Origin of the sequence: Desulfopila sp. IMCC35006 (assembly GCF_005116645.1) — a bacterium.
In the GTDB taxonomy this organism is placed as follows: domain Bacteria; phylum Desulfobacterota; class Desulfobulbia; order Desulfobulbales; family Desulfocapsaceae; genus Desulforhopalus_A.
In genome coordinates this window covers 314,296-329,670 of record NZ_SWCM01000003.1, presented here as the reverse complement: position 1 = coordinate 329,670, position 15,375 = coordinate 314,296, and the positions used below count along the sequence as shown (strand labels likewise).

At 51.2% G+C, this 15,375-nt stretch carries 12 protein-coding genes; 6 read left to right on the top strand and 6 right to left on the bottom strand.

Going from position 1 to position 15,375, the window contains the following annotated elements:
• Positions 1–61: 61 nt before the first annotated feature.
• The 3 genes from FCL47_RS07695 to FCL47_RS07685 form a co-directional block, all read right to left on the bottom strand.
• Positions 62–556, bottom strand: coding sequence for a hypothetical protein (locus FCL47_RS07695; RefSeq protein ID WP_136812901.1), 495 nt, complete (start codon positions 554–556; stop codon positions 62–64).
• A gap of 39 nt (positions 557–595) precedes the next feature.
• On the bottom strand, positions 596–949 hold the full coding sequence (locus FCL47_RS07690) for a hypothetical protein (RefSeq protein ID WP_136812900.1): 354 nt from the start codon (positions 947–949) through the stop codon (positions 596–598).
• Positions 950–1,067: 118 nt separating this feature from the next.
• Positions 1,068–1,403, bottom strand: coding sequence for a hypothetical protein (locus tag FCL47_RS07685; protein WP_136812899.1), 336 nt, complete (start codon positions 1,401–1,403; stop codon positions 1,068–1,070).
• 339 nt (positions 1,404–1,742) lie between these two features.
• On the opposite strand from FCL47_RS07685, the gene FCL47_RS07680 reads away from it, so the two are divergent.
• The 3 genes from FCL47_RS07680 to FCL47_RS07670 all read left to right on the top strand — a co-directional run bounded on the left by FCL47_RS07680 (position 1,743) and on the right by FCL47_RS07670 (position 6,265).
• The gene (locus tag FCL47_RS07680) at positions 1,743–2,771 is read left to right on the top strand and encodes a TAXI family TRAP transporter solute-binding subunit (protein ID WP_136812898.1); all 1,029 of its coding nucleotides are present in this window, start codon (positions 1,743–1,745) and stop codon (positions 2,769–2,771) included.
• Between the two features lie 135 nt (positions 2,772–2,906).
• On the top strand, positions 2,907–5,012 hold the full coding sequence (locus tag FCL47_RS07675; RefSeq protein ID WP_205747246.1) for a TRAP transporter fused permease subunit: 2,106 nt from the start codon (positions 2,907–2,909) through the stop codon (positions 5,010–5,012).
• Entirely contained in the window at positions 5,009–6,265 is a 1,257-nt protein-coding gene (locus FCL47_RS07670; protein ID WP_136812897.1) for a lactate racemase domain-containing protein, read from the top strand. The genes FCL47_RS07675 and FCL47_RS07670 overlap by 4 nt, the downstream gene beginning before the upstream one ends.
• Positions 6,266–6,291: 26 nt before the next feature.
• On the opposite strand, the gene FCL47_RS07665 is transcribed toward FCL47_RS07670, so the two are convergent.
• The gene (locus FCL47_RS07665; protein ID WP_136812896.1) at positions 6,292–8,067 is read right to left on the bottom strand and encodes a gamma-glutamyltransferase family protein; all 1,776 of its coding nucleotides are present in this window, start codon (positions 8,065–8,067) and stop codon (positions 6,292–6,294) included.
• Between the two features lie 191 nt (positions 8,068–8,258).
• On the opposite strand from FCL47_RS07665, the gene FCL47_RS07660 reads away from it, so the two are divergent.
• The 3 genes from FCL47_RS07660 to FCL47_RS07650 all read left to right on the top strand — a co-directional run bounded on the left by FCL47_RS07660 (position 8,259) and on the right by FCL47_RS07650 (position 13,328).
• On the top strand, positions 8,259–9,638 hold the full coding sequence (locus FCL47_RS07660) for an FAD-binding oxidoreductase (protein ID WP_136812895.1): 1,380 nt from the start codon (positions 8,259–8,261) through the stop codon (positions 9,636–9,638).
• A 328-nt stretch (positions 9,639–9,966) separates the two neighbouring features.
• Positions 9,967–11,259, top strand: coding sequence for a (Fe-S)-binding protein (locus FCL47_RS07655; protein ID WP_136812894.1), 1,293 nt, complete (start codon positions 9,967–9,969; stop codon positions 11,257–11,259).
• Positions 11,260–11,663: 404 nt separating this feature from the next.
• On the top strand, positions 11,664–13,328 hold the full coding sequence (locus FCL47_RS07650) for a cyclic nucleotide-binding domain-containing protein (protein WP_167496408.1): 1,665 nt from the start codon (positions 11,664–11,666) through the stop codon (positions 13,326–13,328).
• Positions 13,329–13,342: 14 nt separating this feature from the next.
• Here FCL47_RS07650 and FCL47_RS07645 read toward each other — a convergent pair whose 3' ends face one another.
• Together FCL47_RS07645 and FCL47_RS07640 are read right to left on the bottom strand one after the other, a co-directional pair.
• Entirely contained in the window at positions 13,343–14,365 is a 1,023-nt protein-coding gene (locus FCL47_RS07645) for a response regulator (protein WP_136812892.1), read from the bottom strand.
• A gap of 764 nt (positions 14,366–15,129) precedes the next feature.
• Positions 15,130–15,333, bottom strand: coding sequence for a hypothetical protein (locus tag FCL47_RS07640; protein WP_136812891.1), 204 nt, complete (start codon positions 15,331–15,333; stop codon positions 15,130–15,132).
• Between the last annotated feature and the right edge of the window lie 42 nt (positions 15,334–15,375).

Below are 15,375 nucleotides of genomic sequence, written 5' to 3'. Positions count from 1 at the left end.
TATACCCGTCAAGCGAGGGCGAGGCAGAATACCGTAAAGCTCTTCTGCCCAGTTGGGAGGTTCAGTCCATAGGGACAAAAGCATATCCCCGGGACTGGTACCCGATCATTGACATGTAGCCGTTGGCGACCAGTTTCACCTGGGGGAGAAAATCTCCAGCATCGATATGCTGAAATCCAGCGGCAATAAGACATTGTTCCATAACTATTTGCCGGGCGGCAAATTTCTCAACCATAGCTGCGATCTGTTTTTTCTCAGGCAGATCCATATCGACAACGTAATCGGTACCCTTGGTAAAAAAGTTGCTCGCCTTACCGCGGATGCCGACTATAAAAACAGGGGTGGCGCCGGCGGCGGCAATCTGGTTGTATGTTTTTTCAATAAGCTGCAGCCGAATCAAAAGGAGCTTTCTCTCCCCGACAGTGACATCGAAATAGGCTTTTGTCGCGGTCAATCCTGCCGGCGCAGGCGTATGTTTTTCATTGCCTGCCGAGTCGGCATAGCCGAGGCTCATGCTGCAGAGGACTGAAACTATGGTGAGAAGGAGTATCTTCATGGCTTGTCCACCTTAAATGTCAACCGGAACGGCTTTTGTTCAGCAGCCCAGCTCCAGTGGCTTGAGGAGCTTCAAGGCTCTGTTTCCCTTCGGTCCTGGCTGATACCAGAATTTGATTGTGTCGCGCGGCTTCAACTCCTCCAGCCTGTAAAAGCCTTCAAAGAGGGTGTCTTTGTCGATGGAAAGGACAATGGTCGGTCCTTTCTTCTGCTTGATGGCGACCGTCTGCTCGTCAAGTGAGACTGAATTGACTATTCCTTTGGCGTACTGATAATTTTGGGCGGAAACATCTTCTTCGTACTGGGCTGCCATGAGGGGGCAGGCAAGGAATACCGTGACAAGAAGAAACAACAGGCTGCTGGATATCGGACTGAGCGATCTATGGAGTTTCATATATGACTGTTTGTAAAAGGTGAAACTGCTTGTGGTGGTTCACTTATTCTTACATCAATTAAGCACTGAAACACCTTTTCGCAATGATCCAGAAGAATGGATCGAGATGGGTGTGTATTTAGTGAACTTTTTTAAATAAATTATAGATCTCCTTTTGGTCGTGGAGAAAATGTATGCCGATTTTAAATGCAGATTGCTGCAAATGTTTACACGAATTCATCCAGACTGACCGGGCACTGATTGTAGAAGTATCGTCGGCACCCTCTGATTGTTCAACATGCAGAAGCAAAGTGTAGTCGTCGCTGTTCAGGGTTTCGTAAAATATATGCTTGCCGTTGAGCGCTGGTTTCGGCACGATCAGGCAGGCGCCCGAAGGAGAAAAATTAATGACGGTCGCGGTCAGCCGACCCGGCAGAGGTTTGCCGGTATGCATATCGAACAACCCGACGCTCATAATGAGTTCGTGCTCTATCCTGGGAGGTCGAAACAGAAAGGACACCATAATTTTTTACCAGAGTTGATTTGCCGTTCATGGGCCTGTCGAGAACACCTTCCGGAGTGTAGGCAATTGCTTGAATCTTGTCAAATTATACTGCACTAACGGATGGATAGATCGCCTGGCTTATACAAAAAGGCCATGAAAATCATCGGACACGAGTTTTAATACGAATAAAGGCCAGAAAGGTCTCTCCTTTACAGGATTTTCTTGCTACTATTATGGCGTAATCCTGGCCAGTAAAAAACAGGTTTTCGTGCCAATGGTCTGTTTATTAACATTATTTAACCAGAGGAGATGAAAATGAATTTGCCATCGTACCTGAAGCATTTTGCCGTCGCAGCTGCCGTCGTCAGTTTTTTGAGTGCCGGGCATGTCCGGGCCGCCGTTGATAAAAACTATCTGCTGGCCACCGCCAGTACCGGCGGTACCTATTATCCGGTAGGTGTCGCCCTGTCCACCCTCACCAAGGTAAAACTTCAGCCCGGCCACAAGATCAGCATGTCGGCGATCAACTCCGCCGGTTCTGGAGAAAACATTAAACTGATGCGGGACAATGAAGTGCAGTTTGCCATTCTGCAGGGGCTGTACGGCTACTACGCCTGGAATGGCAAGGGACCTCTCGCCCAGGATGGCCCCCAGAAAGAACTTCGTTCGGTCACCATGCTTTGGCAGAATGTTGAACATTTCACCATCCTTACCGACAAGGCCAAAACCGGCACCATCTCAGATATGGCCGGTTTGAAAGGGGAGCGGGTTTCTCTTGGTAAAAAAAACTCCGGTACCCTCGGCTCCAATGAGGTAATTCTCGGCAATCTTGGGGTGAAGAGTGACAAAGATTATGATCTGGTCTATGTCGGTTACGGTCCAAGTGCCGATGCGCTGCAGAACGGACAGATCGCTGCCATGTCCACTCCTGCCGGCGTTCCTGCCAGCGCTGTTACCAGGGCACTGGCTTCAATGGGAGACAAAGCGACTCTGCTCAGTTTTACCGAAGAACAGGTCAAGCAGGCCGATGGCGGCCTTGGCCTCTGGACCCCGTATCTCATTCCGGCAACTGCCTACCCAGGTTTGAAAAAAGATGTCATGACCATTGCCCAACCGAACTTTCTGGCGGTCAGAGCTGATATTGATGAAGAGTCCGTCTATCTCATTACCAAGACCATCTACGAGAATCTCCCTTTCCTGAATGCGATCCATAAGGCGACCACGGCCATGAGCACTGACAAAGCCCTTGCCGGTCTGCCAATGCCACTGCATCCTGGTGCGGCGCGCTATTATAAGGAAATCGGGCTCGTCATACCCGATAATCTTATTGCCAAATAAAATAGCGTTGAACAGGCCCGATCTCCTTCGTTGCCCTTCAAAGACATTTCCTGCGGGCGTAGATCGGGCTTTTTCTCGAGTCATCTCTTAAGTTGTACTTTTAATGAGTGTATCAAGAAGAAGGTGGTGGCGAATTTGGAACAAAAGCAAATTTTTCAGATATATGCGACATCAGGAGGGAAGGAGAAAATTGTCTTCGTGCTGGCGGTTGCGATTTCCCTGATGCATGTGTACTTCAATATTCTCACCGTTTTGCCAAGTCTCTGGCAGAATGCCTTACATTATTCGGGCTTTGCCCTGCTCTGCTGCCTCACCTACCCCCTGGGCGGGATCCGTCGCAAGAAGAAGTGGCTTCTGGCCGTCGATCTTGTCCTGGGAATCTCGGCCGCGACGGCGGCCATATATATGATTTCCATGGAAGATGCCATTTATGCCCGGGGCGTCCATCTCTCTTCCGCGGAATGGGTCGCGGGCTCGGTGCTGCTTCTCTCTGCCCTGGAATTTACCAGACGGACAACCGGCTGGGTAATCCCGCTTCTGATCGTTGTTGCCCTCACCTATGTCGGCTGGTGGGGAGCAATGCTCAACAACGTGTTCCGGTTCACCGGCCTGAGCGCGGAAACCCTGCTCTTTCGTTCCGTCTATGGCGATGACGGGCTGTTTGGCAATATTGCCCTGATCTCGTCCACCTTTGTCTTTATGTTTATTCTTTTCGGGGCGTTTCTGCTCCGATCCGGGGCGGGGGAATTTGTGGTCGATCTGGCCCGGGCGGTTGCCGGAAAAACCATCGGAGGACCAGGATTAGTCGCGGTTTTCGCCTCCGGGCTGACCGGAACCATTTCCGGCTCAGCCGTTGCCAACACCGCCTCCACCGGGGTGATAACCATTCCTCTTATGAAAAGGGCCGGTTTTGATCCCAAATTCGCCGCCGGGGTCGAGGCCGCAGCGTCCACCGGTGGACAGCTCATGCCGCCGATCATGGGTGCCGGTGCCTTTGTTATGGCCAGCTATACCCAGATTCCTTATACCGTTATCATTACCGCCTCTATCCTCCCGGCTATCCTGTATTTTGCCAGTGTGGCTTTTTATGTACGGATTGAGGCTAAAAAATGCAATGTCAGTATGATCGATGACGAGGATGTCAGACTGCTCGATGTCCTCAAGGAGGGCGGTCTACCATTTCTGCTGCCCATCTGTGCGCTGATCGGCATGCTTGTCTCAGGGTTCACCCCGACCTATGCTGCCGGAATTTCCATTCTCGCGGTTATCGGTTCTTCCTGGCTCACACCTAACAAGATGGGCATCCGGGCAATCCTCGAGGCCCTTGCCTTGGGCGCCAGGAACATGATCATGACCGGCATCCTGTTGTGCAGTGTCGGCCTGATGGTCAACGTTATTGCTACCACCGGCATCGGCAACACCTTCTCGCTGATGATAACCCAGTGGGCCAGCGGCAGTCTGCTCATCGCCATTCTTCTGATTGCTCTCGCGTCCCTGGTACTCGGCATGGGACTGCCGGTGACCGCGGCCTATATCGTTCTGGGCACCCTTTCTGCACCGGCGCTGTATAATCTGATCGTCGATTCGCAGATTGCCGAGATTATCGCCAAAGGGCTTCTTTCCGAGGAGGCAAAGGCCATCTTCATGCTCGCTCTGCCGGAAAAGGTCGCGTTGCTCGGTCAGGCAATGCCTCTTGATCAGGCCAGAGCCATCCTCGAGGCGGTTCCTGTCGATCTGCTGGGAACGGTTCGCGACATGGCGGTTACGCCCCATGCCGCCACCTTTGCCCTGCTATCGGCGCATATGATTATCTTCTGGCTCAGCCAGGACAGCAACGTCACCCCGCCGGTATGTCTTGCCGCCTTCACCGCCGCGGCCATTGCCAAGACCCCGCCGATGCAGACCGGGTTGTATTCCTGGAAACTGGCCAAAGGTCTGTATATCGTGCCAATCCTTTTTGCCTATACGCCGATGCTCGGGGGCAGTTGGGCGGATGACTTCACCATTTTCTTCTTTGCCATCATCGGTCTCTATGCTTTTGCCGGGGCATTTCAGGGTTTTCTGGAAAATCGCCTGAATCCATTTCTACGTATGCTTTCTCTTGCTCTGGCCTTTTTTCTTATCGCGCCCTGGCCGACTCTGGTACATGCTGCGGCGGCTGTGCTGTTTGTGGTTCTTTTTATTGCCAATCTCAAGCAGCCACAAGCGAACAATATTCTTCAGCAAACGGCAGAACAATGAACCAAGACAGGAGTTTTTCTTTTGCCTACGGGAATGACCGACGGGACCTGTCCCTGCCTGCGCATACCAGATACTTGCAGGTGCAGGAACCGCAACGCGACATTACGCCAACCCTCTTTCAGCAGAGGCTGGTCGAATTTCTGGGTAAAAATCCTCTGGATCTCACCTGTCCGGTGCTGGTGCTGGCAGATAAAACCAGGCTTTGCGGCTATCCGGAATATCTGCCGCTATTGCTTCGCAGCCTTGAGCAGCATGGGATGGATGGGACCCGCCTGAAAATTATTATCGGCTACGGAACCCATGGTCGCCAGAGCGATGCAGAATGCCGTCAGGCCTACGGCACAGCCTATGACAGGTATTCTTTTATTCATCATGATTGTACCATGAAAGATGGTTTTAAAGAGTGTGGCCGGACTACTCAAGGCACCCCTGTCCGTTTTCGCCACGACCTGCTTGACGCCAGTGCGATAATTACCATGGGGGCGGTTTCGCACCATTATTTTGCCGGCTACGGTGGTGGTCGAAAGTTGGTCTTTCCGGGCTGCGGTGAGCGCGAAGCCATCTATGCCAACCATGGACTGTATCTTGACGGGAATGCCGGCACCATCGCGGCCGGTTGCCGGCCTGGCATCCTTGACGGGAATCCGCTGGCCGAGGATTTGTTTGCCATAGAAGAAAAACTGCCGGTTCATCTGGCCATTCACGGCATTCTCGACTCCCATGGCGAGCTCTGCAATCTCGTTTTGGGGCGAGGCCGGGAGAGTTTTCTCGAAGCCTGTCGGCTGCACGGTGAAAATTGCGAGATAGTCGCCCCGGACTTTGCGGTCGTGATTGCTTCCTGCGGCGGTTACCCCAAAGATATTAATTTTATCCAGAGCCACAAGGCCATTCATAACGCGGCGATGTTTGTGCGTGACGGCGGCTTACTGCTGCTCTACGGGGAATGTCGGGACGGTATAGGGTCAACGACTTTTTTGCCGTGGTTTAAGATGGGTTCCTTTGCTGCCGCTTTTCGGGAGTTGTCCCGCAACTACCAGGGCAACGGCGGCACGGCGCTGGCCATGATGACCAAATTACAGCGAATCCGTATTGGGATGGTCACCGACCTGGACGAGGCAAGCTGCCGGTTGATCGGCATGGAGCGCTGGTCCCATGAAAGCGTCAAACAATTTCTCGGTGACCGGCAAAATGCAGCGAGTATTGCCTGCATCGGCAATGCAAGTCTTACCGTGAAGAAGGGGCAGGCCCGGTAAAACGCACAGCCTGCTTTTCAGCCGACTTACCAGCCCTGGGCGTACGACTCCCTTCTGGGGTCGGCGCCGGCTACCAGAGTCCCGGTATCCTTCTTGAGAAGAATGGCGCAGACTCCTCCAGCTTTCCAGGCCCAATCGGGCCATGTTGCCACCTTATGGCCACGTTTGATGAGCTCAGCAAGAGGCTGCGCCCCGACCCGTTGTTCTATCCTCAGTAAATTGGGATGATAGTCGTGGGGGGCAAAGGAGTTTGGGTAGGAAAAAGTGGCAAAACGCGGCTGCTCCGTGGCTGTCTGCACGTCCATGCCAAAGAGCGCGACGTTGAGGAAAGTCTGTAAAATTGTCTGGCACTGGGTGTCGCCGCCGGGGGTCCCGATTATCATCCACGGCCGGTCATCTTTAAAGATCATAAAAGGGGCGGGCGTCAGCCTCGGCCGCTTGCCACCCTGGATCGAACTGGCATGCTGTTCGTCGACAAAGGACTGGGAACCGCGGGTGGAAATCACCATGCCGGTGCCCGGAACCACCGGCCCGCTGAAGGACATATCGCTCGGCACAGCCGAAACACAGTTGCCGGCCTGGTCGACGACACAGATGTAGCTGGTATCGAGGTTGTCATTGGGCGCTGTCATGGGTGGGATAGTAGTGTGCTGCAGAACATATCCTGTGGGCGGTGGCGTGTTGTTAAACGGCCATGGATCACCACAATCCGGCATGACCGGAGAGGCGGCAGCGCTGATGCGTCCGGCGCAAAGTTTGGCATACCCTTTTGCCAGAAGGCCGCTGATCGGTACGGTGACAAATTTGGGATCCCCGTAGAACTGTTCACGATCGGCAAACGCTATTTTCAGCGCCTCCGTGACGGTATGGATATACTCGCCGGTGTTATGGCCCATCGCCTGCAGGTCAAAGTGCGCAAGAATATTCAGAGCTTGCAGCAATACCGGACCCTGGCACCAGGGACCGGCGCTTTTCACGGTATACTCGCCAAAGCTCACGCTGAGAGGATTTTCTTCGGTGCAGGAGTACGCGGCCAGATCGCTTGCCTGCATCAGCCCTCCATGCGCTTTGTTGTAGGCAATGATATCACCGGCTATTGAACCCTGGTAGAATGCATCCCGGGCCGCGGCAAGACCGGCAAGACGATTTCCTTGTTGCGGCGCATTGTGTTCTGCGGCGATCATGCGTCGCATGGTGGTGGCCAGATCTTTCTGGTAGAAGATGTCATCGACCTCCGGCGGCCGGCCATCTGGCAGATAAATTTCTTTATTCGTGGGCCATCTGGCGTACTTTTCCTGTAGTTCGTGCAGGGAATTGCGCATAAACTGGTGCATGGGAAAACCATTTTCAGCCAGGTCGACAGCATCGGCGCAGACCTGGGCAAAGCTCATGGTACCGTATCGGCCAAGGGCCCTTATCCAGGCATCAGGGGCTCCCGGTACAATACAGCGATGGATGCCGTCGGGGATCAGGCCGTTGTGGTTCTTTATGAAAAAGGCCACGCTGGCCTTCTGGGGCCAGACGCCAAGACCGTCGATTGTTGTCGTCAGCCCGGTTTTGGCAATATGGATCATCATGGGCGCCACCCCGGCAAAATTGACCATGTCAGACTGTAGAACCGTCAGGCAGAGCCCCGCAGCCGTTGCTGCATCAACGGCATTGCCGCCTTTGTCAAGGATTCGCATCGCCGCCTGAGTCGCCAGGTGGTGACCGGAGACCACCATCTGTTTTCTGCCCCGAATAGCAGGACGATAGGAGGTTCTGGTTTGTTCGTACTCGGAATAAATTTTTTCATCAGACATGGCATTCTTCCCTGTAAAACAAGATGAGCTGATTTTTATTATGTTCAGATAAGAACGTATATCCCGGTAATTTGCAATATCTTCAAAGCATTGACGGTAATTGGCAGGAGATGTATTGTCGCTTTCAATTTGTGCCACAAGCCTTATAGTTGCACATATCACTCATACTATAACCGCGGGAAAGAACCTAAATGGACAAACTGGTAGTCAAAGAACTTATAAACATTGCCGGCAGAGATAATGTTTCGACGGCAACGTCGGATAAAATCACCCATTCCTATGATGCCACGCAGCAGCGATATTTACCTGATGTTGTCGTCTATGCCGAAACAACAGAGCAGGTCAGCCTGGTGGTGAAACTTGCCAATCGCTGGAAAATACCGGTTCTACCCCGTGGGGCCGGAAGCGGCTTTACCGGCGGCACCCTGCCGGTCCGGGGCGGTATCGTGCTGGTGTTGACCAGGATGAACAGAATTATCGATATCGATACCGAAAATCTCATCGCCGAAGTGGAACCGGGGGTGGTCACCGCCGAACTGCAGCGGCAGGTGGAGAAACTGGGCCTCTTTTATCCACCTGATCCGGCGTCTAAGGAATTCAGTACCCTGGGCGGTAATGTGGCCGAATGTGCGGGAGGCCCGCGCTGTGTGAAATACGGCGTGACGAAAGACTATATTCTGGGCCTTGAGGTCGTTACTCCTACCGGTGATATAATCAAAACCGGGGGGCGGACCCTGAAAAATGTGGTCGGCTACGATCTGACCAAACTGTTTGTCGGCTCGGAGGGGACCCTGGGCATTGCCACGAGAATTATCGTCAAACTGTTGCCCAAGCCGGCGGCGAAAAAGACCATGCTTGTGCAGTTCGCCTCCATTGACGGGGCGGCCCAGTCGGTTTCGGCGATTATCAGGGCCAAGATTATTCCCACCACGCTGGAGTTCCTGGATGCAGCCACCATCAACTGTATCCGTGGCGCAAGCACTCTGCCTCTGGCCAAACTGTGCCGGGCCATCCTGATCATTGAAGTGGATGGCGACGCCCAGGTACTGGATAGGCAGGTGCGGGAGATCCTGGCCGTTATCGAGCCGTTTGGCATTCTGCATACCCGGATTGCCGAGACCGAGGATGAGTCGGAGGAGATCTGGCAGGTTCGGCGCATTGTCAGCCCCAGCCTGCGCAAGGTCAATCCCGACAAGTTCAACGAAGATATCGTTGTGCCCCGCTCCAAGGTGCCGGATATGATCCGTGCCCTGGAAAAAATTTCCCTGGATTACGGGGTGCCCATCGTCAATTTCGGTCACGCCGGGGATGGCAATATTCATGTCAATGTGATGGTCGATTTACGAGAAGACGGCATGCCGGAAAAAATCGACAAGGTGATGGACGAGGTTTTCAGTGCCGCCGTCAAGCTGAAGGGGGCGATTTCCGGAGAGCATGGCATCGGTACGTCCAAAGCAAAATATCTGCAGATGGAGCTGGATGTCGCGACCATCGCTTATATGCAGCGGATTAAGGCGGCATTAGACCCCAACAACGTCCTTAATCCGGGGAAGATATTCTTAGTGACTTAGAAATAATTCTCTTGTGTTTTTTACAAGAGAATTATTTCGTGAAGGAACTTATCCCGCATATCTTTTGGGCGGGATTAGTGGCCAATCATCAATCTTCTTGTGTTTTTTACAAGAGAATTATTTCGTGAAGGAACTTATCCCGCATATCTTTTGGGCGGGATTAGTAGCCAATCGTCAATCTTCTTGTGTTTTTTACAAGAGAATTATTTCGTGAAGGAACTTATCCCCCTCAAGGGGGCATTGAAAATAATCCCGCACAGTATTTGGGCGGGGTGAGACAACTACAATGAGTTAACGGTAAAAGCAAGCTCCGTATAAGAAGTACATTATGACCCATACAAAGAATAAGAGTTTACAGGATTTTGAACAAGTCATCCGCGAGTGCGTCAAGTGCGGCGTCTGTCAGGCCCATTGTCCCGCCTATCAGGTGAATAAAAAAGAAGGAGCGGTTGCCAGGGGTAAAATTGCCCTCGCGGCAGCCCTGCTTGATGGGGAAGCGGGGTTAGAAGCGCATCTGCAGCAGGATATCAGCATGTGTCTGATGTGCGGCTCGTGTGTCAATAAGTGTCCCAACAAGGTGCCGACCCATGAAATCGTCGGGGCCATCCGCCGACAGATTACCGATAATCGGGGTCTGTCGCTGGTCGGCAGGGGAGTTTCGACCCTGCTGGGGTCCCCGGCGCTGATGAAGACCCTCAGCAAGGGGAGCGCATTACTTTCTCCCCTGGTGTTGAAAAAGGTGCCGGAATCGAGTGGCTTACGGCTGCGCTTTCCGACGCCGGTCATGAAAGATCGGACCGTGCCGAATATTGCCTTTCATAATCTTTTTGACCGGGTGCCGGAGTTTATCGAAGGACGATCTGATAAACCGGTGGTTGGTTTTTTTGCCGGTTGTTCCATCACCTATATCTACCCGGAAATAGGGGAAATCATGGTGTCCATTCTGCAGCGGATGGGCTATTCGGTGTATGTGCCGAGAACACAGCAATGCTGCGGTATCCCTGCGCTTTCTTCGGGAAACGGCCGACTGGTCGAGCAGCTGGCCGAGACCAATGTCGATGCCTTTCGCCGAAAAGAGGTACAATACATCATAACTGCCTGTGCTTCCTGTAATGGCGGGATCGGCGAATATTACCGGACCATGAAGGCTGATTATGGCGATTTCACCGGTAAAGTGGTTGACTTCAGTGTCTTTTTGAAAAAAGAACGGCTTTTCGCAGAACTGGCCGGGATGGAAAAGTGGCCGGATAGGGTGAGGACCACCTATCATGATCCCTGCCATCTCAAGAATCAGGGGATAACGCGAGAGCCCAGAGAGTTGCTGCGCGCTTTGCCTAATGTCGATTTTGTTGAAATGGAAAGTGCCGCGACCTGCTGCGGTCTGGGGGGGACTTTTTCGGTGTATCATTACGAGGCCAGTAAAGCCATTGGCGCCAGGAAAATTGACGGATTAAAAGAAAGCAAAGCACAGTTGATCGCCACAGCCTGTCCCGGCTGCATCATGCAGTTGCAGGATACAATCAATCACGCGGGTCTGTCGGTGAAAGCCGTACATCTTCTGGAATTGGTGGCAGAGGCACTGCAACAACAGCCTCGAAAAGCACTAGAAAACGGGCTCTAGCAGATGTGCTTTTCATCAGCGTGTCAATCTGAGGAAGACTGTTGCTGCAAGAGTTGTAACCGTGGTAAACGGGAAATAAACCGGGATAAGCACCTTTGCGGTGCACTCGAGTTCATGTTGTTAAAACTCGCCCTGGCTTACCCGTTTTTTTTGACAGAGTTCAAAGAGTAAGGTACTAATATCCATATAGGGCTTTGGACGGAACAGTCCGGATCATGTGGGATTCAAGGCTATTGTACTGTTCTGTTCGCGGCAATTGATCAAGTTTTCACCCTGTTTCTCTGCAGGGTGCCTGTTGAAATTTTTAACATAGTGTTTGGATGAACTCCTTTCTCACGAAAATATCACAACTTCCTTCCATTCAGAAAGTACTCTTTCTTTCGACTCGAGGAGATGTCCTCTTTTTGCATGATAACAGTGAGGTTGGTGAAAAAGCTGAGCACGTTTCCCCGTGGCATGCGATTATCGATCAATTGCATTCGCCTGTCGAAGCGGAGTTGTTCTTCGAACAGGGCGGTTATTATCTCCACTCAACCGAGATTGGCTATCTTATTGTCGGCATGAACGGTTTTGACCGCCTGCAGAATATAAAAGCGGCCTGTACACAATTAAAAGCGAAACTGAGCGATTCGACTATCTGTAAGAAAGTTTTGCTCCGGATGCTGCAGGATGCCGATGACACGCATAAGCCGCAATTTATCATGGCCCTTCTGCCTTTTGCAGATGAAGAAATTGCCGAAAAACTGATTGCTCTCCTTGGCCGAAATGCTCAAGTCATTCCGCAGATCAGCGCAAAGCTGGTGGGAAATATTTGTCAGGTCCTTGGCCAGTCTGCGTCTCCTGCAGCCCGCCAGGTGCTAAAAAAAATATTGCAGGACCATTATTCTGGAAAAACCGTGTTGGATAATGAGGTTCGGTACGCAGCCCAGGTGGCGGTTGCCCAGCTGGAACTGGCCTTGCCGCCGGAAACCAGCACGGCCTCTCCAGGCACAGACAATCCTGTTGCTAAGGCGCTGCCTGAAACCAAACCCCCGCTTGCTGCTTCCTCTTCTTTGCCAAAAAGCTATGCTGCTCAGGTGCCAGAGGGCCCGAAAATAGAAGATCTGTTGCATCAGGGCAAGAAAGGTGACGCTATCGCACTTATGTTGGCACAGATTGAAATCTGCGCCCATAAAAAACAATTCGACATGGCTGAGCATCTGCGCGACTGGATCCTTCAGGCGGATTCGACTGCGTTGCGCGAGATAATCCTTGCCGCGGAGATAATCGAGGAACAGAAAAATCTTTCCATCAGTGATGCATATCGAGCTGTCTGGGCCAAGCTGGCCGGGAAGCTGTCGACAGAAGAGTTTTCTTCTCTCTATCATGCGATGGTTCATAAACATTATAAAACTGGTGAGATTGTCGTCGACCAGGGGCAATTTGTGTCGACATTGTTTTTTATCGATCGCGGGAAGGTGCAGCTTTTTTCGGCAAGCCATGGGGGCGAATATGCCCTGAAAACCCTGGACGCCGGCGAAATATTCGGTGCTGAAACTTTTTTCGATATATCCATATGGACGATGAGCGCACGAAGTCTGGGGGCAGATATCTCCCAGCTCACCTGGGACCGTCTCCTGAGTCTCAAAGAAAGTTGTCCGGCAATTCGTACGAAGCTCATGGATTATTGCAATCAATTTAAATTGACCAATATCACCTTTGATAAGCCCGGAACGACCAGGAGACGCTTTGAGCGGGTGAAAATATCTGGCAAGGTGGCTGTTGCACTGGTCAAAAATATAGGCGAAGAAAGTCTCTTTGGTACCAAAGGGAATCTTATAGATATTTCAAGAGGAGGTCTGGCTTTTAGTCTGCGGTTTTCCAAAAAGAAAAATGCCGTAGCTCTGCTCGGCCAGGATGTGAATGTCACCGTGCGAACGGATCTTTCCCCCCATTCAGTTCAGCGCAAGGGGGTGATTAAAGCGGTCCAGTGCCACGACTTTGTCGGCAATGATTATACCATTCATATGGAATTTCAGGAAACTCTGAGCAGTGCGGAGGTCTCTCAGGCTATCGGGCGAATTCGATAGGTAATTTCCATATATCACAATTTCGTTTTGGTGAGCAGGTCGACAATCTTGTTCGGAGCACAGCTCGGGGCAATGTCCAACACCGTCGGGGGGTGTCCGGACAAGACTATCTGGTGGTCTTTTTTGTGGGTGATATAGGCAAAGCTGAATGCACCATAACGTTCCATTTTTCCCATATCCGTAAGTTGTGTCACCGCCTGCGTCACCGTGGCATCTTGAAAAGATTTTTTCAGGCCCAGTTCATCGCCTAACTTGGTTTTTAATACTTCTATTCTGGCCGCAGTCAAGGCGTTTGTCTGTTTGTTTTCGTTGCCTGGCTCCTGCGGAGGATTGGGTGCATCTTCCGGTTCGGGGCTCGTTGTTTCATCTTTCATACCCACCGCCTTCATAATTATGGGAGTCAACCCGCTGTTGATGACATTTTTTCTTGGTTCACACTCATTGCGTATAAAGATTGTTGCTGAATCCCAGGAGAAAAGTTCATACGCTGCCTCAATGCCATGCAATTCGCCTATCCTTGCATCAAGGAGCTCGCCTTCCTGGAAAAAAAGAATGCCGCCTCGCTGTGTTGCGTTGTCAATTATTCGTATGGTGCAGGATTTTGCGTCCATTTCCATTAATTGCAGAAATACTGTCGGAGAAATATCATGCATTATGCCGCCAGCCGCCTCATGCTGCAATACGCCGTTGATGGCGGTAACCAGCTTGTCTGCCTGCAAAGGTTTTTTGAGATATCCTGTAATACCACTCCCTTTTGCTACTGCCTGAAGACGTATTTCATCCATCGAGGATACAATAACGGCCGGAATGTCTGGATAATGTTGCCGAAGGTGGGTGATCAAACTCATGCCGTCCATGCGCGGCAGTATCGGTTCCACAATAACAAGCGATACGGGGACCTTCTTCAATTGCCTGACAGCCTCAAAACCATCGCAGGCGGTGACAATCGCAAAGTTTTCCCTGTATTGATTCAGACTCTTGGTCACCGCATTGCAGAGCACTGCGTCGTCATCGACAAATAGAATGTTTCTCACCATAAAATATGCTGCCGCTCCAATTTTGAAATTCCTGATTCTCTGGGTATTCCCAGTGAGTAAATCATTGTAACGCTAATTGCAAGTGGTATAGGTCGTAAAACAAACCGCGGTAGAGCGGTCGCTCTTTTAGCTGCAGGATATTCTCCTGGTCTGTTCCTTGTCAGTTTTTATCCCGGATGCGAAGGTAATTCTTTTAGGAATTGTGTGGGGCTTTGTCTCTCGTCTGCATCACGGCACTAATTAACGGCAGGATCAACCCGGCTATCGATAAAAAATCCAGCTATACGGAAAAACATCCAGATATCCGGAAAGTTAACAAATATGACGGCGTATTTTGCTACAAGGAGCATCTTCTGTGGACTCGCATTCTGAAAAACACAGCATCCTTGCTCCGCATGAAAAAACATATGCTATACTATCAAGATCTTATCTTGATAGTCGTGTGGGCTCCTCAGTTTGGCACCACTATTTCGCAAAACGTATCTGCTGAGAAAAAATGGCATGATAATTGAAGAACAAAGAGTAGGGAGAGGGAATGCTGAAACAACGGCCGGCCGGTCGATGTTCCAGCAAATATTCGTATGTTGCATTGGCTGTGAATATTGTGACGAGGAGCAGCTTATGACTGCCAGAGAAGCAATTAGAATCCTCATGTTGAGTCCGATATATTTCAGGATACCACCCCAGAAACGTATTCAACTCATCAAGGAATATTGTCTGATGTATGATGCAGACGACTCTAAAAAGAAATAAACCCGAAACAGTTATTCTTCGGCCGCAAACTCCACTTCCATATCGATCAATTCCTTCGCTCTTTCCAGAGCCCGTTCTGCATTGTCCCCGCCCATTGCGACGTTTTGCGCCTTGCCTGATGGATCAGTGATAGTAAAACTGAAATGAGAACACAGCTTTTCTGCACCGGCAACGGTTATATTCCAGCCTCGATAGACATCTTGAATTTCCTTCATGACACACCTCCGATTATTTGGATTCCTCCCGGTCGTCTACAA